Origin of the sequence: Pseudomonas sp. DY-1 (assembly GCF_003626975.1) — a bacterium.
GTDB lineage: Bacteria > Pseudomonadota > Gammaproteobacteria > Pseudomonadales > Pseudomonadaceae > Metapseudomonas.
Map to the genome: position 1 here is coordinate 1,754,519 of NZ_CP032616.1, position 18,689 is coordinate 1,773,207.

The 18,689-nt window shown below is 62.8% G+C and carries 24 protein-coding genes and 1 pseudogene; 13 read left to right on the forward strand and 12 right to left on the reverse strand.

Going from position 1 to position 18,689, the window contains the following annotated elements; all coding sequences use genetic code 11:
- Nucleotides 1-2 precede the first annotated feature (2 nt).
- The 3 genes from D6Z43_RS08455 to D6Z43_RS08465 all read left to right on the forward strand — a co-directional run bounded on the left by D6Z43_RS08455 (nt 3) and on the right by D6Z43_RS08465 (nt 2,921).
- Nucleotides 3-785: an SDR family oxidoreductase gene (locus tag D6Z43_RS08455; RefSeq protein WP_120651517.1), complete on the forward strand. Its 783-nt coding sequence runs from the start codon at nt 3-5 to the stop codon at nt 783-785.
- Nucleotides 785-1,507: a sulfite exporter TauE/SafE family protein gene (locus D6Z43_RS08460; RefSeq protein ID WP_120651518.1), complete on the forward strand. Its 723-nt coding sequence runs from the start codon at nt 785-787 to the stop codon at nt 1,505-1,507. The genes D6Z43_RS08455 and D6Z43_RS08460 overlap by 1 nt, the downstream gene beginning before the upstream one ends.
- Before the next feature lie 64 nt (nt 1,508-1,571).
- On the forward strand, nt 1,572-2,921 hold the full coding sequence (locus D6Z43_RS08465; protein ID WP_120651519.1) for a class II 3-deoxy-7-phosphoheptulonate synthase: 1,350 nt from the start codon (nt 1,572-1,574) through the stop codon (nt 2,919-2,921).
- A gap of 102 nt (nt 2,922-3,023) precedes the next feature.
- Here D6Z43_RS08465 and D6Z43_RS08470 read toward each other — a convergent pair whose 3' ends face one another.
- The 3 genes from D6Z43_RS08470 to D6Z43_RS08480 all read right to left on the reverse strand — a co-directional run bounded on the left by D6Z43_RS08470 (nt 3,024) and on the right by D6Z43_RS08480 (nt 5,087).
- On the reverse strand, nt 3,024-4,241 hold the full coding sequence (locus D6Z43_RS08470; protein WP_120651520.1) for a winged helix-turn-helix domain-containing protein: 1,218 nt from the start codon (nt 4,239-4,241) through the stop codon (nt 3,024-3,026).
- 41 nt (nt 4,242-4,282) lie between these two features.
- Nucleotides 4,283-4,783 carry a DUF3291 domain-containing protein gene (locus D6Z43_RS08475; RefSeq protein ID WP_120651521.1) on the reverse strand — a complete coding sequence of 167 codons (501 nt, stop codon included), beginning with the start codon at nt 4,781-4,783 and terminating at the stop codon, nt 4,283-4,285.
- A 70-nt stretch (nt 4,784-4,853) separates the two neighbouring features.
- Nucleotides 4,854-5,087 (reverse strand): DUF1127 domain-containing protein, encoded by a 234-nt coding sequence (locus tag D6Z43_RS08480; RefSeq protein WP_120651522.1) that lies wholly within the window; start codon nt 5,085-5,087, stop codon nt 4,854-4,856.
- 97 nt (nt 5,088-5,184) lie between these two features.
- Here D6Z43_RS08480 and D6Z43_RS08485 point away from each other — a divergent pair, with 97 nt between their 5' ends.
- Nucleotides 5,185-6,036, forward strand: coding sequence for a LysR substrate-binding domain-containing protein (locus D6Z43_RS08485; RefSeq protein WP_120651523.1), 852 nt, complete (start codon nt 5,185-5,187; stop codon nt 6,034-6,036).
- Nucleotides 6,037-6,042: 6 nt separating this feature from the next.
- Here the strand turns inward: D6Z43_RS08485 and D6Z43_RS08490 are convergent, their stop codons facing one another.
- Complete coding sequence (locus D6Z43_RS08490) at nt 6,043-6,795, reverse strand: sulfite exporter TauE/SafE family protein (protein ID WP_120651524.1); 753 nt, start codon at nt 6,793-6,795, stop codon at nt 6,043-6,045.
- Nucleotides 6,796-6,896: 101 nt separating this feature from the next.
- Between D6Z43_RS08490 and D6Z43_RS08495 the strand changes: the two genes are divergently transcribed.
- Nucleotides 6,897-7,850, forward strand: a complete 954-nt coding sequence (locus D6Z43_RS08495; protein WP_120651525.1) for a LysR family transcriptional regulator — start codon at nt 6,897-6,899, stop codon at nt 7,848-7,850.
- Here the strand turns inward: D6Z43_RS08495 and D6Z43_RS08500 are convergent, their stop codons facing one another.
- Nucleotides 7,851-8,360, reverse strand: a complete 510-nt coding sequence (locus D6Z43_RS08500; protein ID WP_120651526.1) for an RDD family protein — start codon at nt 8,358-8,360, stop codon at nt 7,851-7,853.
- 138 nt (nt 8,361-8,498) lie between these two features.
- On the opposite strand from D6Z43_RS08500, the gene D6Z43_RS08505 reads away from it, so the two are divergent.
- Together D6Z43_RS08505 and D6Z43_RS08510 are read left to right on the forward strand one after the other, a co-directional pair.
- Entirely contained in the window at nt 8,499-8,945 is a 447-nt protein-coding gene (locus D6Z43_RS08505; protein ID WP_120651527.1) for a MarR family winged helix-turn-helix transcriptional regulator, read from the forward strand.
- Nucleotides 8,946-9,097: 152 nt separating this feature from the next.
- Entirely contained in the window at nt 9,098-10,117 is a 1,020-nt protein-coding gene (locus D6Z43_RS08510) for an alpha/beta hydrolase (protein WP_120651528.1), read from the forward strand.
- A gap of 60 nt (nt 10,118-10,177) precedes the next feature.
- On the opposite strand, the gene efp is transcribed toward D6Z43_RS08510, so the two are convergent.
- From efp to D6Z43_RS08525, 3 genes are all read right to left on the reverse strand, one after another.
- Nucleotides 10,178-10,744 (reverse strand): elongation factor P, encoded by a 567-nt coding sequence (efp, locus tag D6Z43_RS08515; protein ID WP_120651529.1) that lies wholly within the window; start codon nt 10,742-10,744, stop codon nt 10,178-10,180.
- Nucleotides 10,745-10,787: 43 nt separating this feature from the next.
- The gene (gene earP, locus D6Z43_RS08520; RefSeq protein WP_256661029.1) at nt 10,788-11,918 is read right to left on the reverse strand and encodes an elongation factor P maturation arginine rhamnosyltransferase EarP; all 1,131 of its coding nucleotides are present in this window, start codon (nt 11,916-11,918) and stop codon (nt 10,788-10,790) included.
- Between the two features lie 121 nt (nt 11,919-12,039).
- Nucleotides 12,040-12,249 carry a hypothetical protein gene (locus D6Z43_RS08525; RefSeq protein ID WP_120651531.1) on the reverse strand — a complete coding sequence of 70 codons (210 nt, stop codon included), beginning with the start codon at nt 12,247-12,249 and terminating at the stop codon, nt 12,040-12,042.
- 269 nt (nt 12,250-12,518) lie between these two features.
- On the opposite strand from D6Z43_RS08525, the pseudogene D6Z43_RS28745 reads away from it, so the two are divergent.
- The 5 genes and pseudogenes from D6Z43_RS28745 to D6Z43_RS08540 all read left to right on the forward strand — a co-directional run.
- Nucleotides 12,519-13,622, forward strand: a pseudogene (locus D6Z43_RS28745) (methyl-accepting chemotaxis protein); the annotation flags it as partial.
- A 144-nt stretch (nt 13,623-13,766) separates the two neighbouring features.
- A complete protein-coding gene (locus D6Z43_RS28750) occupies nt 13,767-14,483 on the forward strand; it encodes a methyl-accepting chemotaxis protein (RefSeq protein WP_371924410.1) in 717 nt (238 codons plus the stop codon).
- Between the two features lie 346 nt (nt 14,484-14,829).
- Nucleotides 14,830-15,204 (forward strand): helix-turn-helix domain-containing protein, encoded by a 375-nt coding sequence (locus D6Z43_RS08535; RefSeq protein ID WP_120651533.1) that lies wholly within the window; start codon nt 14,830-14,832, stop codon nt 15,202-15,204.
- 73 nt (nt 15,205-15,277) lie between these two features.
- Nucleotides 15,278-15,442, forward strand: coding sequence for a hypothetical protein (locus D6Z43_RS27840; protein ID WP_153920229.1), 165 nt, complete (start codon nt 15,278-15,280; stop codon nt 15,440-15,442).
- 104 nt (nt 15,443-15,546) lie between these two features.
- Nucleotides 15,547-16,212: a DUF882 domain-containing protein gene (locus D6Z43_RS08540; RefSeq protein ID WP_120651534.1), complete on the forward strand. Its 666-nt coding sequence runs from the start codon at nt 15,547-15,549 to the stop codon at nt 16,210-16,212.
- Nucleotides 16,213-16,214: 2 nt separating this feature from the next.
- On the opposite strand, the gene D6Z43_RS08545 is transcribed toward D6Z43_RS08540, so the two are convergent.
- The 3 genes from D6Z43_RS08545 to D6Z43_RS08555 all read right to left on the reverse strand — a co-directional run bounded on the left by D6Z43_RS08545 (nt 16,215) and on the right by D6Z43_RS08555 (nt 17,126).
- Nucleotides 16,215-16,418 carry a hypothetical protein gene (locus D6Z43_RS08545; RefSeq protein WP_120651535.1) on the reverse strand — a complete coding sequence of 68 codons (204 nt, stop codon included), beginning with the start codon at nt 16,416-16,418 and terminating at the stop codon, nt 16,215-16,217.
- 99 nt (nt 16,419-16,517) lie between these two features.
- Nucleotides 16,518-16,763: a hypothetical protein gene (locus D6Z43_RS08550; RefSeq protein WP_120651536.1), complete on the reverse strand. Its 246-nt coding sequence runs from the start codon at nt 16,761-16,763 to the stop codon at nt 16,518-16,520.
- 153 nt (nt 16,764-16,916) lie between these two features.
- Complete coding sequence (locus tag D6Z43_RS08555; RefSeq protein WP_120651537.1) at nt 16,917-17,126, reverse strand: cold-shock protein; 210 nt, start codon at nt 17,124-17,126, stop codon at nt 16,917-16,919.
- Nucleotides 17,127-17,425: 299 nt separating this feature from the next.
- On the opposite strand from D6Z43_RS08555, the gene D6Z43_RS27845 reads away from it, so the two are divergent.
- Nucleotides 17,426-17,596, forward strand: coding sequence for a hypothetical protein (locus D6Z43_RS27845; RefSeq protein ID WP_162945819.1), 171 nt, complete (start codon nt 17,426-17,428; stop codon nt 17,594-17,596).
- A gap of 75 nt (nt 17,597-17,671) precedes the next feature.
- Here D6Z43_RS27845 and D6Z43_RS08560 read toward each other — a convergent pair whose 3' ends face one another.
- On the reverse strand, nt 17,672-18,580 hold the full coding sequence (locus tag D6Z43_RS08560) for a LysR substrate-binding domain-containing protein (protein WP_120651538.1): 909 nt from the start codon (nt 18,578-18,580) through the stop codon (nt 17,672-17,674).
- Nucleotides 18,581-18,689: the final 109 nt, after the last annotated feature.

The following is an 18,689-nucleotide window of genomic DNA, read 5'->3' on the forward strand; positions in this document are numbered from 1 at the left end:
TAATGAGAGTCGTCCTGATCACCGGCGCCGCCAGCGGCCTCGGCTGGGAACTGGCGCGCGCCTGTCACGCGGCTGGCAACGCACTGCTGCTGACGGACCTCGATGCCGCCGGACTGGCTGCACGAGTCGCAGAACTGGGTGACGAGCGCGTCGTGGGTGTGGCCGGCGACATCACGGACAGCGACGTTCACGGGCAGCTTGTCGACATCTGCCGCCAACGCTTCGGCCGCCTTGACCTGCTCATCAACAATGCCGGCATCACCCATCGTTCGCCGACCATCCACACCGCACCACAGGTTCTGCGCCGAGTGATGGCGGTGGATTACCACGCGCCGCTGGAGCTGACGCTGGCCGCCCTTCCGCTGCTGCGCGCCAGCCGTGGTCAAGTGATTGCCATTGGCTCGATGGCAGGCTGGATGCCGGTGCTCGGCCGCGCCGGCTACTGCGCCGCCAAAAGCGCCCTGACCCAGGCGTTCGAAGTGCTGCGCGCAGAGATTGCCCGCGACGGCGTGGGCCTGCTGATGGTCTATCCCAGCTTTCTCGATACTCCCATCGAACGCAACGCACTCGGGGGCGATGGTCGTCCCGCGCAACACGCGCGCTCGACGGTGGGCAAGGTGCGCAGCGCCGACTGGATGGCCAGGGAGATACTCAAGAGCGCGAACACCCGCCAGCAGCGACTGTTCCCCGACCGCGGGAGCTGGCTCGCCAGCCTGCTCTGGAGGTTGGCGCCGGCCCTCTACTATCGGCAGATGAGTCAGCGTTTCGTCGGGGAACTGGATTGATGGAATTCGCCTGGCTGGTCCTTGGCGGTTTCATCCTGCTTGCTTACACCCTGGAAGCCATCACCGGCTTCGGCAGCACCATCGTCGCCTTATCCCTGGGCGCCCTGCTGCTGCCGATCCAGGAACTGCTTCCGGTGCTGGTACCGCTGAACATCCTCATGAGCGGGTTTCTCGCCTGGCGCCATCGACGCCTGGTGCAATGGCGGCTGCTGCTGATCACGGTGCTACCGGGCATGCTTGCCGGCACCCTCGTCGGCTACGGACTGCGACCCTGGCTTGACGACGGGGCGATGAAGCTGGGCTTCGGCGTATTGATACTCTGGTTCGCCCTGCGCGGGCTGCTCCAGGGTGCTCCCCAGGGCCGCACTCCGGCCTGGATGACGCGCCTGCAAACCGGCGCTGCCGGCATCAGCCACGGCCTGTTCGCTTCCGGCGGACCATTGCTGGTACATGCCCTGGCCGCTACCGCGCTGGACAAGGCCCGGCTGCGCGCCACCCTGCTCTGCGTCTGGTTCGGCCTCAACAGCCTGTTGACCCTGGCTTTCCTCATCGATGGCAGCCTGACGCCGGCGCTGCCTCGCGTCGTTTTCTATACACCGCTGCTGGTACTCGGGATGCTGGTCGGGGAGTACCTGCACAAGCGCCTGGCGGAAGCGCATTTCCGCACCATCATTCACCTGCTGCTGTGCCTCTGCGGCGTGCTCCTCTGCTGGCGTGCCTAGCGCCGCTTCGGGGCCTTTCGGGTACCATGGCTCATCTACCGCAAGCAGCCGTATCGAGACCCTGATGAGCAGCCAAGAATGGAGCCCCGAAAGCTGGAGGGAAAAACCCATCCAGCAGCAGCCCGAATACCCGGACGCCGCGAAACTGGCACATGTCGAGCAAACCCTGGCGAGCTACCCGCCGCTGGTGTTCGCCGGTGAAGCGCGCGAGTTGCGCCGCCAGTTTGCCGAGGTGACTGAGGGGCGTGCCTTCCTGCTACAGGGCGGTGACTGCGCGGAAAGCTTCGCCGAGTTCTCCGCCGCGAAGATCCGCGACACCTTCAAGGTGCTGCTGCAGATGGCCATCGTCATGACCTTCGCCGCCGGCTGCCCGGTGGTGAAAGTCGGTCGCATGGCCGGACAGTTCGCCAAGCCGCGCTCCTCCGGCAATGAGACGCAAGGCGACGTGACCCTACCCGCCTACCGTGGCGACATCGTCAATGGCATCGGCTTCGACGCCGCCAGTCGCGTGCCGGACCCGGAACGCCTGCTGCAGGCTTACCACCAGGCCACCGCCAGCCTCAACCTGCTGCGCGCCTTCGCCCAGGGCGGATTCGCCGACGTGCACCAGGTGCATCAGTGGAACCTCGATTTCATCGCCAACTCGGCGCTGACCGAGAAGTACAGCCAGTTGGCCGATCGCATCGACGAAACCCTGGCCTTCATGCGCGCCTGCGGCCTGGACAGCGCGCCGCAATTGCGCGAAGCGAGCTTCTTCACTGCCCACGAAGCACTCCTGCTGAACTACGAGCAGGCCTTTGTCCGCCGCGACAGCCTCACCGGCAATTGGTACGACTGCTCTGCGCACATGCTCTGGATCGGCGACCGAACCCGCCAGCCGGAAGGCGCCCACGTGGAATTTCTACGCGGCGTCGGCAACCCCATCGGGGTCAAGGTCGGACCGAGCATGGACAGCGACGACCTGATTCGCCTGATCGACATCCTCAACCCCGACAATGACCCCGGCCGTCTCAACCTGATCGTGCGCATGGGCGCGGAAAAGGTTGGCGATCACCTGCCACGCTTGATCCGCACTGTCGAAGGTGAAGGCCGCAAGGTGCTATGGAGTTCGGACCCCATGCACGGCAATACCATCAAGGCTTCAAGCGGCTACAAGACCCGCGACTTCGCCGCCATTCTCGGTGAGGTGAAGCAGTTCTTCGAGGTGCACCGCGCCGAAGGCACCTACGCCGGTGGCATCCATATCGAGATGACCGGACAGAATGTCACCGAATGCATCGGCGGCGCCCGTCCAATCACCGAAGACGGTCTCTCCGACCGCTACCACACCCATTGCGACCCACGCCTGAATGCCGACCAATCCCTGGAACTGGCCTTCCTGATCGCCGAGACGCTGAAGCAGATACGCCGTTAGGACTGCGCTCTTCCTGTGGGGGTGAATCCATTCGCCAAGGGCTGCAACGCAGCCCGTGCCACCTGCCTGGATAGCGAATGAATTCGCCCCCACAAAACACCATCAGCTCACCAGCCTGGACAGAGATGCCTGCAACCGCAGCGTCCCCGGCCGCCGGCAGGTGACTGCTACCTCGTTCAATCCCAGCCACAACGCCATGCCCTGCAGATTGTCGGCCAAGGCCTGCATGCCGGCTTCACTGAGACCGCGCTCCTCTTCGTGCAATGCATGCACCGCCAGGCGGCCCTGGGCGCGTTCGGCACGCAGATCGACGCGGGCAGCCAGGCGTTCGTCGTGCAGGAACGGCAGCACGTAGTAGCCGTACTGGCGCTTGTGCTGCGGCGTGTAGATTTCCAGGCGATAGCGGAAGTCGAACAGGCGCTCGGTACGTCCCCGCTCCCAGATCAGCGAATCGAAAGGTGACAGCAGTGCGCTGGCCTTCACCTTGCGCGGCACCTTGGGGTCACCCAGGCAATAGGCGGGCTGCTTCCAGCCGTCGACCTGAGACAGCTGCAACGCTCCGTCCTCCACCAGCTCAGCCAGGCGCGCCTGGCTGTCGCCGGTATCCAGACGGTAGTAATCCCGCAGATCACGCTCGGTGGCCACGCCAAGCGCCTGGGCCGCACGCAGCAGCAATTGTCGCTGCGCTTCAGCCTCGGGCATCTCGGCCTGGCTGAGAATGGCGGCGGGAATCACCCGCTCCGGCAAGTCGTAGATACGCTCGAAACCCCGGCGCCCGGCTACCGTCACCTCGCCAGCGGCGAACAGCCATTCCATCGCATGCTTTTCCGCGCTCCAGTCCCACCAGGGCCCAGCCCGCTCTTCGCGCGTGCTCAACGCCCCAGCGCCAAGAGCGCCCTGCTCGCGCACCGACTGCAGGACGCGCTGGATCACTTCCCGCTGTTCGAATCCGAAACGCGCCAGCTGCTGATAGATGCCCCGGCCATTGGCCGCCCTGCGCATGCGCCAGCGCATCAGCGGATAGAGTTCCAGCGGCAACAGCGACGCCTCATGGCCCCAATACTCGAACAACGCCCGGCGCCGAGGCTTGCCCCAGGCGAGGTCGTCCAGCAGTTCACGATCGTAGTGGCCGAGGCGGGAAAAGGCCGGCAGATAGTGCGAGCGCACCAAGGCGTTCACTGAATCGATCTGCACCACCCCCAGCGACTCCAGCTGCGCCTGCAATTGCCGATGTCGAATGGCGCCGCGTGGCGCACGGGCGAAACCCTGCGCAGCCAAGGCCAGGCGACGGGCTTCGGGAAGGGAAAGACTCAGCGTCATAGGGCTCCGTGCCGGCAAGGGGAAGACGCTTCACAGTAGCATCAGCCCGCCTGGCTTTCGCGCTCCAGTTCCGCGGGTACGAACGGTACGGATTCGTCCGGCGCGAGGAAGGTCTGGCGGAAGGTAAAGGCCTCCGGCGTGGGGCCGTGTTCGCGCAACCGGGCCAGACGCGCCGCCGCTTCCCGGACATCGGGGCGATGTCCCTTGGGAACCCACCAGAGTACTTGGTGCATACCGGAGGCACGCTCGAACCATTCCTTGCGGCGTCGCAGCATCTCGACGTGGGCCGAACGGTAAACGAAGTCGGTAAGGCTGGCGACATCGCGCCAGACCGACAGATTGACCAGCACCTCAGGACCGAAGGGGCGAATGGCAGTGGCATCACCTTCCTCGTCCTGCAGCCGCCAGACGAAGCCCGGTGAACGCTCGGCCAGGGCGTTGACCGGCGCCAGGTTAGCGACGAAATCGGCCATGCCAGGGGAGTCCAGGGGCGTCTTCATCAGGGCTATGTTCAGTTGGGCAAGTTCGTGAGTGTTCGACATGGGTTCCTTTCCCTATCAGCAAATGTGCGGCCCGCCCTTCGCTTCACCGTTGGCGGGCCGCATCGAGGCTTCACTTCTTCAGCGGGTCTTCCCAGAAATGACGCTCGCTTTCTTCCATGACGTCAGCGCGGGACAAACCAATGTCCTTGAGCATCTCGTCGCTCATCCTGGACAGTTGATCACGCTCATACGCCAGTTGCTCCCAGCGCCTGACCATGCGCCAGGCAGCGGCGAGCCAGCTTTCCCGATGAGGTTCGAAACCGGCGTGATGCGAAGTACCGATAAAACCGTGTTGACCTTTCATCTTGGTGTCCTCCCAGTGGGGATGGCGCCAGTTTCCAACCAGGACTAAGATCAATCCAACGAATGTTTCTTATGAAGCACATCTCAGGATTTGATGAATGAACTACCCAGCCATTGATACCGAACTGCTGCGTACCTTCGTCGCCATCGCCGACTATGGTGGATTCACCCGCGCAGCAGAGATGGTCAATCGCACCCAATCGGCCGTGAGCATGCAGATGAAGCGGCTGGAGGAAGATGTACTACAGCGTGCGGTGTTCGAGCGCGACGGCCGCCAGGTCAGGCTCACCGCCGAAGGGCAGATACTGCTGGGCTACGCGCGGCGCATTCTCAAGCTACACGGCGAGGTGATGAACACCCTGCGCCAGCCGCACATGGTGGGTTCGGTGCGCATCGGCACGCCGGACGACTATGTGATGCGCTTCCTGCCTGGAATTCTCTCGCGCTTCGCCCAGGCCTATCCGCTGGTGCAAGTGGAGGTGCACTGCGACTCCTCCGCCCAGTTGCTGCAGCGCCAGGACCTCGATCTGACCATCGTGACCCGCAAGCCGGGCGACGACATCGGCGAGTTCCTGCGCCAGGAGCGCATCGTCTGGGCCGAGGCCATAGGCTTCAACCCCCACGAGCAACCGGCTCTGCCGCTCGCCATGTTCAACTCCGAATGCTTCTGCCGCGCCTGGGCCTGTAACGCCCTGGACGCCATTGGGCGCGAGTACAGGGTGGCCTACACCAGCCCGAGCCTGTCGGCCATCATGGCCGTGGTCAGCGCTGGGTTGGCGATCACCGCCCAATTGCAGAGCCTGATCACCCCCGACATGCGCATTCTGGGTGAAGCCGAAGGTCTACCGCAGTTACCGGTGTGCAACATCATGCTGTTGCGCAATGAACGCCATCAATCACCGGTAACCGAGACCCTGGCAGAACATATCGTGGAAGGTTTCCGGAATTGATCGGCCTCACTTGAGGCCAAGCATCGCGGCACACACCAGCAAGAAGACGCAGAACAGCGAACGCAACACTCGTTCCGGCAAAGCATGAGCCAGGCGCACGCCCCAGCTGATGCTGAGCAAGCCGCCTATCGCCAGGGGCAAGCCCATCGCCCAGTTCACGTGATCGTGCAGGCCGTAAGTGGCAAGGGTAACCGCAGTGCCCGGCGCGGCCAGCGCCAGGGACAGGCCCTGGGCCATGATCTGGCTGGTGCCGAACACGCTGGTCAGCACCGGTGTCGCAATCACCGCACCGCCGACCCCGAACAGACCACCCGCAACGCCTGAAATACCGCCCAACACCCCGAGCCAGGGCCAGGGGTGGCGCAACTCTGAACTGGCCTGGGCCTTGGCCATGAACATCCGCGCGAAGTTGTATGCGGCAAGCGCCAGCAGGAAAGCCACGAACGCCAGGCGCATGCTTTCCGCATCAACTCGAACCGCGAACAGCGACGCCATCCAGGCGAAACCGAAACTGGCGGCAGCCAGCAGTGTCGCGTAGCGTGGGTCGATACGGTTGCGCTGGTGGTAACGCCACAGCGCCAACAGCACGTTGGGCACCACCATCACCAAGGCGGTGCCCTGGGCCAGTTGCTGATCAAGACCGAAGAGCACGCCCAGAGCGGGAATGGCGATCAGCCCACCGCCAATGCCGAAGAGCCCTCCCATGGTGCCGAGCACTGCCCCCAGTGCGACGTTCAGTACAAAAGCCAAAAAATCCATGACGCCTCCCAAACAGATGGGAAGATGCTACCGACCGCCGGTTGTCGCGGAAACGCACAGCAACGCACAATGGCTTTGCGTAATTCGCAAAGGCAAATCTGATGAACCCCGATGCCCTGACCGAACAACTGGCCCTCTTTCTCGACGTCCTGGAGGCTGGAAGCTTCTCCGCCGCCGCCCGCCGTCACCCACTCACACCCTCCGCCGTAGCGCGACGCATCGACGCCCTGGAGCGCGCCCTGGGCAGCAACCTGTTCGTCCGCAACACCCATGCGGTGAAAGCGACGCCCGCTGGCCTGGCCTTTGCCGAACGGGCAAAGCGGGTGCTTGCGGAACTGCGCCTGGCCCGCGCCGAAGCCGTATCCCTGAGCAGCGCACCGGAGGGGCTGATCCGTATCGATGCGCCAAGCCCATTCGGCCGCAGGCACCTGGCGCCGGCCATTGCGGAGTTCCTCACCCACTACCCCGGCCTCGATGTGCAGCTGCGACTGATCGACAGCTTCATCGACATGCACGGCGAGAGTCTCGGCCAGGTGGATCTGGTACTGCGCATTGGCCCGCTTGCCGATACCCGCCTGGTCGCGACTCCGCTGGCGCCACTGGTACGCATTCTCTGCGCCAGCCCGGACTATCTGCGCCGACGCGGCATTCCCCGGAACCCGCGCGAACTGCCCGACCACGACGGCCTCGACTGGGACGCCCTGGCACCGCCCTATGCCTGGCGCTTCGAGGTGGACGGCAAGTTGCAGCACATTCGCCCCGGACGCATGCGGATGACCGCGAACAATGCCGAGACCCTGCTCTTCAGTGCCGTCGCGGGGCACGGAATTGCCCACCTGCCGACCTGGTTGATCAGCGAACACCTGGTGCGCGGCGAACTGGTGCCGCTGTTCTGCGAGGACGGCTTGCCGCCGCCGGAGCCCAGCGGCATCTACGCCTTGCGCCTGGAAGGGGAAGCCAGCTCGCGCAGTCGGCTACTGCTGGAGTTCCTGAAGAGTCGATTTGGCCCGGTGCCGCCCTGGGACCTTGCCTTGGGCAGCCTTGGGCGGATCTGATCAACGCGGCAACTGCACCACCCGGGTACCGGCCAGCAAGTCATGCAGGCAACGACGATCGGCACGGAAGATGAACAGGTAATCCACCAGTACCAGCAACACGCCCACGACCGGGATATAGGCCAGCAACCACCAGAGCAGATACCGCTTGAGCAGCAGGTTGCCCAGTTCGGGGACCTGGCCGTCGAGATTGACGATGGCGATCTTCAGCAGGCGCTTGCCGAGCGTCTGGCCGAAGTTCTTGAGGAAATGCCCGTTGACCAGCAAGAACACCGCGATCCCGACTACAAGGCTCAGCAACTGCTGGCCCAGGCTGGGCTCGATGCCCTGCTGGGCGGCGGCGAAAGTGCCGGAGAAGTAGGCCACCGGCACGGTTACCAGACTCATGATCAGGCCATCTATCAACGCAGCCGCCAGGCGTGTCCAGCGTGAAGCAAGCAGCGGTTCGGCGGCACTGTTGACGGTGAGTTCCGCCTGGGGCACCTGATAAGGGTTTTGCAGGTTGTCCATGATGCAGTCCTTGCAGTGATCGACCGGGAAATTGTGGCCTACACAAGACCGTCTTGCAGGGTGATGGAAAGAGTGAATTTTGCCCACGAAAGGCTTGCGCGCTAAATTGGTCACCATCACTGCCTATGGAGACCGACCATGTCCACTCCCCCGTGCAAGGAGCTGATGCTCGACAACCAGCTCTGCTTCGCCCTCTATTCCACTTCGCTGATGATGACCAAGGTCTACAAGCCGCTGCTCCAGGAGCTGGGCCTTACCTACCCGCAATACCTCGCCATGATGGTGCTCTGGGAAGGCGACGGCATCACGGTCGGAGAAATCAGCAACCGGATGCTCACTGATCCGGGCTCCCTCACTCCGCTGCTCAAGCGCCTGGAAGCCGAAGGCTTCATCACCCGAACTCGCAGCAGCAAGGACGAGCGTGTGGTGGAACTGCGCCTCACCGAGCAAGGCCGTGCCCTGCAGGAGAAGGCCAAGAAGGTGCCCGCCTGTATTCTCGCGGCTACCGAGCGCACGACAGATCAGCTGGGTGTCCTCAAGGATGACCTCGTGTCCCTGCGCAACAGTCTGGGAAAGGCCGTCTGACGGCCTTATTCCCATTTCCTTCAGGCGTTATTCCAAAGTCTTCCAATGATTATCTTGCGCACTAAATAAATCAGGATTAATTTCTGCCTCACGCACTTGTTTAGCGCGCAAACTTTTAGACAGCAAACTTAATCCAGATAGAGGAATACGCCATGAAATCGATCAGCACCGTAGTTGCAGGCAGCCTTCTCGCCCTCTCCGTGAGCCACGCATTCGCCGCCGGTAGCCCGGGTGTCGAACATGACACCCAGGCTTTCCTCGAAGCCTTGGCAGCCGGTGGTGGCCAGCCCCTGGAAACTTTGGCACCCAAGGATGCCCGCGCGGTGCTGGTAGGTGCGCAGGCCAGTGTGAAACTGGAACTGCCGAAAGCCGATGTCAGCAAGAAGATCATCGAAGCCGAAGGCCAGAAGATCGACCTGACAATCGTCCGCCCTGAAGGCGCCAAGGGTGAACTGCCCGTGTTCATGTTCTTCCACGGGGGCGGCTGGGTACTGGGCGACTATCCGACCCATGAACGCCTGATCCGAGACCTGGTGGCCAACTCCGGCGCAGTTGCGGTCTACGTGAACTACACGCCCTCCCCCGAGGCGAAATACCCGACCGCCATCAACCAGGCCTACGCTGCCACCAAATGGGTGGCCGAGCACGGCAAGGAGATCGGTGTGGACGGCAAACGCCTTGCGGTGGCCGGCAACAGTGTCGGTGGCAACATGGCCGCCGTGGTCAGCCTGATGGCCAAGGACAAGGGCACGCCGAAGATCCGCTTCCAGGCCCTGCTGTGGCCCGTAACCGACTCGAACTTCAACAACGCCTCGTACAACCAGTTCGAGAACGGCCACTTCCTCACTCGCAACATGATGAAGTGGTTCTGGGACAGCTACACCACTGACCCGAAACAGCGGGCCGAAATCTACGCCTCGCCGCTTCAGGCTTCGACCGAACAACTGAAAGGCCTGCCGCCGGCACTGGTGCAGACCGCCGAATTCGATGTGCTGCGCGATGAAGGCGAAGCCTATGCCCGCAAGCTCGACGCCGCTGGAGTCGAGGTCACCTCGGTGCGCTACAACGGCATGATCCACGACTTCGGCCTGCTCAACGTGCTGGCCAAGGTCCCGGGCACCCGCGCAGCAATGCAGCAAGCCGGCGAGGCGATCAAGGAGCACCTGAAGTAAGAACTACATAAACGAAAAAGCCCGGCGTATGCCGGGCTTTTTCTTGTCTCGCTAAAAGGCTCAGGCCTTGACGCGGGACTTGTACTCGCCGGTGCGGGTATCGATCTCGATGGAGTCACCGATTTCGCAGAAGGCGGATACTTGCAGCTCGGCACCGTTGTTCAGGCGAGCAGTCTTCATGACCTTGCCGGAAGTGTCGCCACGGACGGACGGCTCGGTGTAGGCGATCTGGCGAACGATGGTGGTCGGCAGTTCAACCGAGATCACGCGATCGTTGTAGAACACGGCTTCGCAGACGTCGGTCATGCCGTCTTCGATGAAGGTCAGCACGCCTTCCAGGTCGGCTTTCTCGATCTCGTACTGGTTGAACTCGGTGTCCATGAACACGTACAGCGGATCGGCGAAGTAGGAGTAGGTCACTTCCTTGCGTTCAAGGATGACCGGCTCCAGCTTGTCGTCGGCCTTGAACACGGTCTCGGTGCCGGCGCCGGTCAGCAGGTTCTTCAGCTTCATCTTGACGACAGCACTGTTACGGCCGGATTTGTTGAACTCGGCCTTCTGGATGACCCAGGGAGCGCCATTGATGTTGGCAACTTGGCCGGCGCGGAACTCTTGAGCGGTTTTCATACGAATATCCGATGTGGATGGGTGACAAAAAACTGGCCGCGTATCATAGCGGTTTTGTACAAATCTGCACCAGACCCGTCGCGAGGTCCGCACGCGATGCCTGCAGCAGGCACCACTGCTCGGCTTTCAGGCTGATTTCCGACCATTGCGCCAACAGCTCATTCCAGGCCTCGCCCATCCCCTCTCCCTTGTTCCAGGCCCGCCAGCTTTGGGCCAGCGCAGCAGCTGCGGCCGGCGACAGGTCGCGGCAATAGAGGGTAAGAAACGCCTCCAGCTTGTCCCAGTGGGCGCCCTCCTCTTGCTGGTAGATGTGCCAGAGCAGCGGCTTCCCCGCCCATTGGGCGCGGATGAAGGAGTCTTCGCCGCGTACCGCATTGAAATCGCAGCACCAAAGGATTTTGTCGTAGTCGTCCTGGCTGACGAAAGGCAGCACCTGGATCGCCAGTTTCCCGCGACGGAATCCGGTGCCCGCCGTCAGCTGTTCCTCGCCAAGCCAGTCAGCCAGATCGGCCAGTACCCGACCAACGGGCACCAGCAGTTGCACCGGCTGATCACCCGCCGCCAGGATGTCCAGCCAGCCGGCCAGGGCTGCGTTCTCATAGGCAAACAGCGAAATCAGCAGCGCGCCTTCCTCGTGCGCAACACCCAGTTCTTCCAGGAAGGTCCGCCGCGCGTCGGGATCGACCAGGAATGCCTGGCGTCGTTCAACCAGCCCGGACTCCCTCAGCAGGCCGCCGGTGCCCTCGATGAAACCTGGAAAGTAGAAAGCCTTCTGCAGGCCATTGGCCTGGAAGGACGGCAGGCCATGGCATCCGGCCACCCAGTCCTCGGCACTGAGGTATTCCAGATTCAACCAGTGGGGCTTGTCCGCCCTCGCGGCCATGGCCGTCAGGTACGGGTCGGGAAGCTGGCAGGCGAAGGCTTCGATCACCACGTCCGCCGCCTCCACCGGCTGCCAATCCTGGCGCCAGTGACGGATTTCCACGCCGTGTTGCCATTGGCTCTCCGCCTCTGGATCGGCTTGAGGACAAAGCGGCGCGAAGGCGGCAGGTTCATCCACCCAGAGGCGCACCGACTGGCCGTGCTCGGCCACCAGTTGGCGAGCCAGGCGCCAGGTCACGCCGATGTCGCCAAAGTTATCGACGACGTTGCAGAAGATGTCCCACTTCACGATGCGTGATTCCCAGGAAAAACTGCAGTTTAACCAAGACGCGAGACACAAGAACAAAATGCCCGCCATGAAGGCGGGCCAAGGGGAGCATGGTGCCGAAAAGGGTTTGCGTGGAGCGAGTGGCTCAAGCCGCCAATCGATAGGGACTGCTTTCGCGACGGGCCAGTTCCAGTTGCCAGATCGCCTGATTGGCGCCGGCCGCGTCACGGGAGGTGAAGGGACCGGAACGCATCACGCCGTCCACTACCACAAACCAGCAGGCCATATGGCCAGCGGCCCTGAGAGTTTCCGGAACCGCAGTACCGACCAGGGACATGACATCAACGTGGGACATCGCCTCACCTCCATCGCTTTTGCATGGTGTAAAGACTATGGCGATGGCTCGACCAACAGAAATCAGTTGCCTCAATAGTGGCTATCCACAAGAGCAATTGGCCCTCCGACTGGACAGCACCGAAATGGGGCGTCTAGATTGGTGGCTCATAGCCATTAGCCGTGGATGGCGCCCCCCCTGACAGGAAGTCAAGCGATGTTCTCCCCCGCCTGCAGTGCCTTCGCTCGCCCCCTGCCTCCCCTTCGCCCACTCGATACGAGGCGTCTGCCATGAACAGTTCGATCAAACGCTTCTTCAACGACCTCAGCGTCCGCCAGAAGCTGCTCACCGGATTCGGCCTGGTCCTCGCCATCACCCTGCTGGTGGCCTGGACCAGCTGGCGCGCACTGGAAGGTGCACTGCACCGATTCGACATCCTGCTCCGGGTCAACGACATCGATACCAAGCTCTACCAGGTCCGGCAGCACGAGAAGGACTTCATCATCCGCAGCGACGAACAGGCCATCGGCAACGCGCTGCAGATCATCGGAGAGATCCAGGGCATCGCCGACAACACCCTGAAGGTGATGACCATTCCCCGCACCATCGATCTGATGAAGCAGATCCAGACGGATCTCGGCCAGTACCAGCAGAACCTGACGGGACTGGCGGAAATGGAGAAGAACAAACGCAGTGCCCAACAGAATATGGAGCAGGCTGCCCGCGAGGCGCTGAAGCAGTTCGATGAACTGGAGCAGCACCTGACCCAGGAAGCCCTGCAGCAGATCCGGCAGAGCGGCGACGAGGACGGCATTCGCGCGCTGGAAACCGCGACCCATGCGTCGGGCATGGCCAAGGACGTCCTTAGCGCACGGCGCCACGAAAAAGACTTCGTCATGCGCGGCGATGCGCAGTACGCCGACAAGCTCAACGCCTTGTTCGACGGCCTCGAGAGCCGCACCAGCGACCTCGCCTCACGCATCAGCGAACCCTCAGCCCAGGAAAACCTGGACTCAGCGCGCAAACAGATCGCACGCTACCGCAGCGAATTCGCCAACCTGCGCCAAAGCATCCAGCTCCATGCCGACTCCGAGTCCGCGCTGACGAAACGCGCCTCGGGTATTTCCGGTTCCTCCACCGACGCACTGAGCATCCAGATGCAATTGCTCGAAGCCGACGCGCGCCAGGCCAAGACCATCCTGGTCACGGCGGCCGCCATCGGGTTCGTGGTCGGATTGGTGTCCGCCCTGATCATTGCCCAGTTGATCGTGGCCCCCCTTCGCCAGGCCGTTCAGCAAGCCCGCAAGGTGGCTGCCGGTGACCTGACCTCGGATATCCGCAGCGATCGCAAGGATGAGCTTGGTCAACTGATGCAGGCCATGCAGGACATGACCGAGAGCCTGCGCAGCCTACTCAGGCGCCTCGGCAGCGGCATCGAACAACTGGCCACGGCCGCCGAGGAAATGTCCGCCGTGACCGAGCAGACCAGCGCCGGCGTGACCCAGCAGAAAATGGAAACCGAGCAGGTGGCCACCGCCATGAATGAGATGGTCGCCACCGTCCAGGACGTCGCCCGTAACGCTGAATCCGCGGCCGATTCCGCCAGCCACGCCGATCGCCAGGCACAGCACGGCACCGCCGTCGTGCAGCAGGCCATCGAGCGCATCGAACACCTGGCCCAGGCAATCGAGCAGTCCGCCGGAGCCATCGAGCGACTCAAGCACGACAGCACCAACATCGGTACCGTGCTCGACGTGATCAAAAGCATCGCCGAGCAGACCAACCTGCTCGCCCTCAATGCCGCCATCGAAGCAGCCCGGGCGGGAGATGCCGGGCGCGGGTTCGCGGTCGTCGCAGACGAGGTGCGCGCCCTCGCCCGCCGGACCCAGGAATCCACCACGCAGATCGAGCAGCTGGTCAGCACCTTGCAGGACGGCGCCCAGGGCGCGGTGGACATGATGGGCAGAAGCCGCACCCAGGCCGGCCATACGGTGGACGCTGCCAAAGAGGCCGGAACTGCGCTGGAGGCCATCAATGACTCGGTCTCCAATATCCAGCAGCTCAACCAGCAGATCGCCACCGCCGCCGAGCAGCAAAGCGCCGTGGCCGAAGAAATCAACCGCAGCGTCACCAGCATTCGCGACGTGGCCGAGCAATCCGCAGCGGCCACAGAGGAAACCTCGGCCGCCAGTGTCGATCTCGCCCGCCTCGGCGGCGAACTGCAGACAGAGGTCAACCGCTTCCGCCTAGGCTGAACGCAAAAGCCCCCTGCCCGCTCGCACGGACAGGGGGCAACCAGAGACAGTAAGGCGCCGTCACGCAGGCGGCCCTGTGGCCCAGAACCAGCAACAAACTCTCGACCGGTCCCGCCACGCCGCATCACGACCTGCGGCACCAGGCCCGTCGCGTCCCGAGCAGCCTGCGCTACCGGGCGCTGGTATCCCTGGTGGTGAACCGGTCCCGCCCCTGCGGGTTTTCCCCATCATCCCTGAGCGCCCTTGGCAATCCGTTGATTGCGGACTACCATAATCACGTTTTGCACACCATGCAAACACGATAAGTGAGCCAAGGACGATTCATTCCGTCATTAAGATTCGCGGCATGAACACGCTTGGATCGCGCATCGCGCACTACAGAAAGCTGAAAGGACTCTCTCAGCAGGCCCTGGCCAACGAGTGCGGCTGGGAATCACAATCCCGTATCGGCAACTACGAGCGGGATACCCGCGAGCCCTCGTTCGAAGACCTCAAACGCATCGCCAAGGCGCTGGAGGTATCGCTCAACGACCTGCTCAATCCCGTCATGCAGATTGCCGAATCGAAAGACGGCCATTACGGCCCGGAACAGACACTGAGTCCACGCTCCCGCCAGGTGCTCGACCGCCTCACCCGTGCAGCCAGCGAAGGCCGCCTGGTCGAACAGGACCTGGTTCTGCTGGAGCAGATCGCCCGGCGACTGGAAAAACCGGGCGATTGATCGACCCTTTTCTCCAGCTACCTGTCTCAAGGACATGGGGAATCCGATCCCTCATGCCCGAGAGGTAACGCGCATGATTGCCAAAGTCGTGAAGATTGCCTTGCTGGCCGTCGTACTCGCCAGCAACAGCGGCTGCATCATCCATCACTACGATGACGACGATCACCGTGGTGGCTGGGACGGCCACCGGGACCACGATGACCGAGACCGGGACGGGCACAGGAAAGGCCACCGTTGAATAACGAAAAAGCCCCGCGATGCGGGGCTTTTTCCGCGATCTTCTGCAGTTTTCGCAACCGGGTGTATAGTCGATCACCCTGATCTCCCAGCGAGCGGTCGCCCATGGCTGCCTCCTCTCCCGGAATCTCCAGACGCCAGGTACTCAAGGCCTTCGCAGCATTCGGCGCGGCCCTTATCGCGGGCGACGCCCTGGCCAGCCGGATCGAGGTGACGCTGCGCCCCCGCAACCTCCACGCACGCATGCTCAATCGTGATCGCCACCTGCGCCTGGAACGCCCGGCCGCAGGAGAAGTCGCCACCTTCTGCTACTTCCGCAAGGGCAAGGGCTGGGACCTGGAAGGCTATCGTCAGGGCTGCCGCATCCTGCGAGACGTGAAGTACAAGAGCACGGTGAAGATCAACGTCAAATTGCTCGACCTGCTTTTCCTCATCCAGGCCTGGCTTCGCATCAACAAGCTCCCCACCCGCATCCTGGTGAGCAGCGGTTATCGCACCCCGCAGCACAACGCCACCCTGGAAGGCGCCGCCCGGCAGTCCCTGCACATCCGTGGCATGGCCGCCGACATCCGTATTCCCGGCGTCAGCGTCGAACGTCTGGGCAGGCTGGTCCGCGCCCTCGGCGCCGGTGGCGTGGGCTTCTATCCATCCAAGGGGTTCATCCACGTAGACGTTGGCCGCGTCAGGACCTGGCGAGTCGCCGCGCTGGTGGAGCCAGGGCAGGAAGAATGGGCTCTGGCCGTGTTGGACCAGGGCGAGCATTTCGCCTGACTTCAATCGAAGTCAGCGCAGTCCCCGCAAACGAACTGGCCACGCCGATCCGTGCGTTCGGTCAGTTCGCCGCAGTAATCGCACTCCCCTTCCACGGCGTCGAGCGGATCGTCGTCTTCATCGTCGAAGCACTCGTCATCCAGGTCATCGTCGTTGTCGAGCAGATGATCGTGCTCGGGTTCGTGGAGGTCGAGATCGTCGTCCATAGCACCGCACCAGATGTGGAAATCGAAAGGTCGCGGACTATAGCGCCGAGGCTGCGCTCCCGCCAATGTGGCTTAGCCCGGCGGTACCGACGTCGGTGCTCAGCATTCCGCCGAGCTGAAAACCGGACGATGGTGCTCGTCGATGCGCAGGAGCTTGCTCAATGCATCCCTGGCGGCCTCGAGGGCGTCGCACTGGCGCGCAAAGTAAGCGCCGTCGTAGACGCGATAGAAGAAGGGTTCGTCGTCGCTGCCGTTCCGCGCAATGGCGATGAAGGCCAGCACATGGTCGCCATTGATGAGCGTTTCGGGCCAGGCGGCGTGTTCCGGGAAGTCTCGTCTGTACATGGTGACCTCCGGCGGATCGAGTCTCAGTTGCGGAAAGTCCACTATCTACCTGCAGAACCCGAATAGCTTCCTTTCGATCCAATATCGGACCGAAGGTCTCCGTCCGCCCAAAAAAAACCCCGCACGGCGCGGGGCTTTTTTTCGACGCGGCTGTTACAGCGGGCGAACCTGCTCAGCCTGAGGGCCTTTGGCCCCGTCGGTGACGAGGAAGCTTACGCGCTGACCTTCGTCCAGGGATTTGTAGCCATCACCTTCGATCTGGCGGAAGTGAACGAACACGTCCGGACCTTGCTCGGGGGTGATGAAGCCGAAGCCTTTTTCAGAGTTGAACCACTTAACGGTACCGTTCTGGCGAGTTGCCATGATGTTGTCTCCAAGGTGTAGGAATAGCGGTCAGGCGAAAGCCCAGCCATGACTGTATGCGTAGTGAAGGGTGCCGAGGAGATGGAACATCGAAAGGACAGAACATCAAGCCGGTGCCGCAAGACTGAGCAGGCAGTGGGCGAAGAATACAGGGTTCGGCGAGATTGGAAAGTTTTTTCTGGCGGCTCGGCACCCGGCGCGTTGGCCAACCGGCCGAAATAGCGGGTTGGCCGGAGGGCGAGCCTGTATAGTCACGGGTAGGCCTCGCTTTCGAGCGCTCACAAATCAAAGGTGCTCTCATGTCTGATAACCCAACAAACCGTGCCAGGTCCGAGCTGGACGAGCAGACCAGGGCCTTTCTGTCGAAGGGCGGCGAGATCACAGAGGTCCCCACCGGCAAGACCGGATGGAATACGGGACGTCAGAAGTCGCAGTGGTCCAAGCCCCAGGCGAAGAAACCCGAAGAATGATGACAAGGCGAGCCAATGGCTCGCCTTGTCATTATCGGCGCCGGCAACCGCCCGCGCCCGCTCCCGGGACGGCCTTCAGTCGCCCTCCCCCATCAAGTCCTGCAAGCGCTGGCGCAGCCAGCTTTCCGCCGGATCACTGTCCAGCATGCTGAGCCAGACCATATCCAGGTCCAGCTCGGGTGTTTCGAAGGGCAGCGACTCGTAACGCAGCTGGCCGGAAGCGGCCATCGCTTCGGCGATGTAATCAGGCAGGCTGACCAGCAGATCGGTGTCCGCCAGCAAGGCCGGCAAGGCACTGAACTGCGGAACCGACAACACCACCCGGCGCGTGCGTCCGATCGACTGCAACCAGTCGTCCGCCAAACCGTGGGTACTGGCCGTGTGGGATACCTGGACATGGGGCCTGGCGCAGTACTCATCCAGGGTCAGGAGCGCGTCGCCCGGGTCCGCACGCAGCACTTTCGGGTAGACGCGGCGCAGGCGCTTGCACCTGGCATTGGCCGGCAAGTCGCGGGTCTGGGCGATGCCGACGGTAATCTCGCCATTGGCCAGCAGCTCAGGAATCCGCCAATAGTTGGCATGTTGCACCACGATCACGATGTTCGGCGCTTCATTACGCAACGCCCGCAGCACTGGCGGCAACAGTGCGAACTCGACGTCATCCGACAGCCCGATGCGGAAAGTCATGTTGCTGGTGGACGGGTCGAACTCGTGAGTCAGGCTGAGCGCCACGGACAGGGCATCCAGCGCCGGTGACAAGTGCCGGGAGATCATCTCGGCCCGGGCAGTTGGCTCCATGCGGTGGCCGACGCGGACGAACAAGGGGTCGTTGAACAGCGCACGCAGGCGATTCAGGGCCGCGCTGATGGTGGGCTGGACCAGAAAGAGCTTCTCCGCGGCCTTGGTGACATTGCGCTCCTGCATCAACGTCTCGAACACCACCATCAGGTTGATGTCGGCCTTGCGCAGTTCGTTGCGATTCATACCCCGCTCCTCCCGTGATTCGCGGTCACCCCGCCCGACATGGCACGAGAAGCTTTCCAGGCGTCAATCCGTGCAAGCACGCGGAACTGCTGAACTGAATATAGGGAAG

Bases quoted from the DNA above. Each gene is read 5' to 3' on its own strand.
- D6Z43_RS08455 (WP_120651517.1), top strand. From the start codon at position 3: ATGAGAGTCGTCCTGATCACCGGCGCCGCCAGCGGCCTCGGCTGGGAA.
- D6Z43_RS08460 (WP_120651518.1), top strand. From the start codon at position 785: ATGGAATTCGCCTGGCTGGTCCTTGGCGGTTTCATCCTGCTTGCTTAC.
- D6Z43_RS08465 (WP_120651519.1), top strand. From the start codon at position 1,572: ATGAGCAGCCAAGAATGGAGCCCCGAAAGCTGGAGGGAAAAACCCATC.
- D6Z43_RS08470 (WP_120651520.1), bottom strand. From the start codon at position 4,241: ATGACGCTGAGTCTTTCCCTTCCCGAAGCCCGTCGCCTGGCCTTGGCT.
- D6Z43_RS08475 (WP_120651521.1), bottom strand. From the start codon at position 4,783: ATGTCGAACACTCACGAACTTGCCCAACTGAACATAGCCCTGATGAAG.
- D6Z43_RS08480 (WP_120651522.1), bottom strand. From the start codon at position 5,087: ATGAAAGGTCAACACGGTTTTATCGGTACTTCGCATCACGCCGGTTTC.
- D6Z43_RS08485 (WP_120651523.1), top strand. From the start codon at position 5,185: ATGAACTACCCAGCCATTGATACCGAACTGCTGCGTACCTTCGTCGCC.
- D6Z43_RS08490 (WP_120651524.1), bottom strand. From the start codon at position 6,795: ATGGATTTTTTGGCTTTTGTACTGAACGTCGCACTGGGGGCAGTGCTC.
- D6Z43_RS08495 (WP_120651525.1), top strand. From the start codon at position 6,897: ATGAACCCCGATGCCCTGACCGAACAACTGGCCCTCTTTCTCGACGTC.
- D6Z43_RS08500 (WP_120651526.1), bottom strand. From the start codon at position 8,360: ATGGACAACCTGCAAAACCCTTATCAGGTGCCCCAGGCGGAACTCACC.
- D6Z43_RS08505 (WP_120651527.1), top strand. From the start codon at position 8,499: ATGTCCACTCCCCCGTGCAAGGAGCTGATGCTCGACAACCAGCTCTGC.
- D6Z43_RS08510 (WP_120651528.1), top strand. From the start codon at position 9,098: ATGAAATCGATCAGCACCGTAGTTGCAGGCAGCCTTCTCGCCCTCTCC.
- efp (WP_120651529.1), bottom strand. From the start codon at position 10,744: ATGAAAACCGCTCAAGAGTTCCGCGCCGGCCAAGTTGCCAACATCAAT.
- D6Z43_RS08525 (WP_120651531.1), bottom strand. From the start codon at position 12,249: ATGTCCCACGTTGATGTCATGTCCCTGGTCGGTACTGCGGTTCCGGAA.
- D6Z43_RS28750 (WP_371924410.1), top strand. From the start codon at position 13,767: ATGAATGAGATGGTCGCCACCGTCCAGGACGTCGCCCGTAACGCTGAA.
- D6Z43_RS08535 (WP_120651533.1), top strand. From the start codon at position 14,830: ATGAACACGCTTGGATCGCGCATCGCGCACTACAGAAAGCTGAAAGGA.
- D6Z43_RS27840 (WP_153920229.1), top strand. From the start codon at position 15,278: ATGATTGCCAAAGTCGTGAAGATTGCCTTGCTGGCCGTCGTACTCGCC.
- D6Z43_RS08540 (WP_120651534.1), top strand. From the start codon at position 15,547: ATGGCTGCCTCCTCTCCCGGAATCTCCAGACGCCAGGTACTCAAGGCC.
- D6Z43_RS08545 (WP_120651535.1), bottom strand. From the start codon at position 16,418: ATGGACGACGATCTCGACCTCCACGAACCCGAGCACGATCATCTGCTC.
- D6Z43_RS08550 (WP_120651536.1), bottom strand. From the start codon at position 16,763: ATGTACAGACGAGACTTCCCGGAACACGCCGCCTGGCCCGAAACGCTC.
- D6Z43_RS08555 (WP_120651537.1), bottom strand. From the start codon at position 17,126: ATGGCAACTCGCCAGAACGGTACCGTTAAGTGGTTCAACTCTGAAAAA.
- D6Z43_RS27845 (WP_162945819.1), top strand. From the start codon at position 17,426: ATGTCTGATAACCCAACAAACCGTGCCAGGTCCGAGCTGGACGAGCAG.
- D6Z43_RS08560 (WP_120651538.1), bottom strand. From the start codon at position 18,580: ATGAATCGCAACGAACTGCGCAAGGCCGACATCAACCTGATGGTGGTG.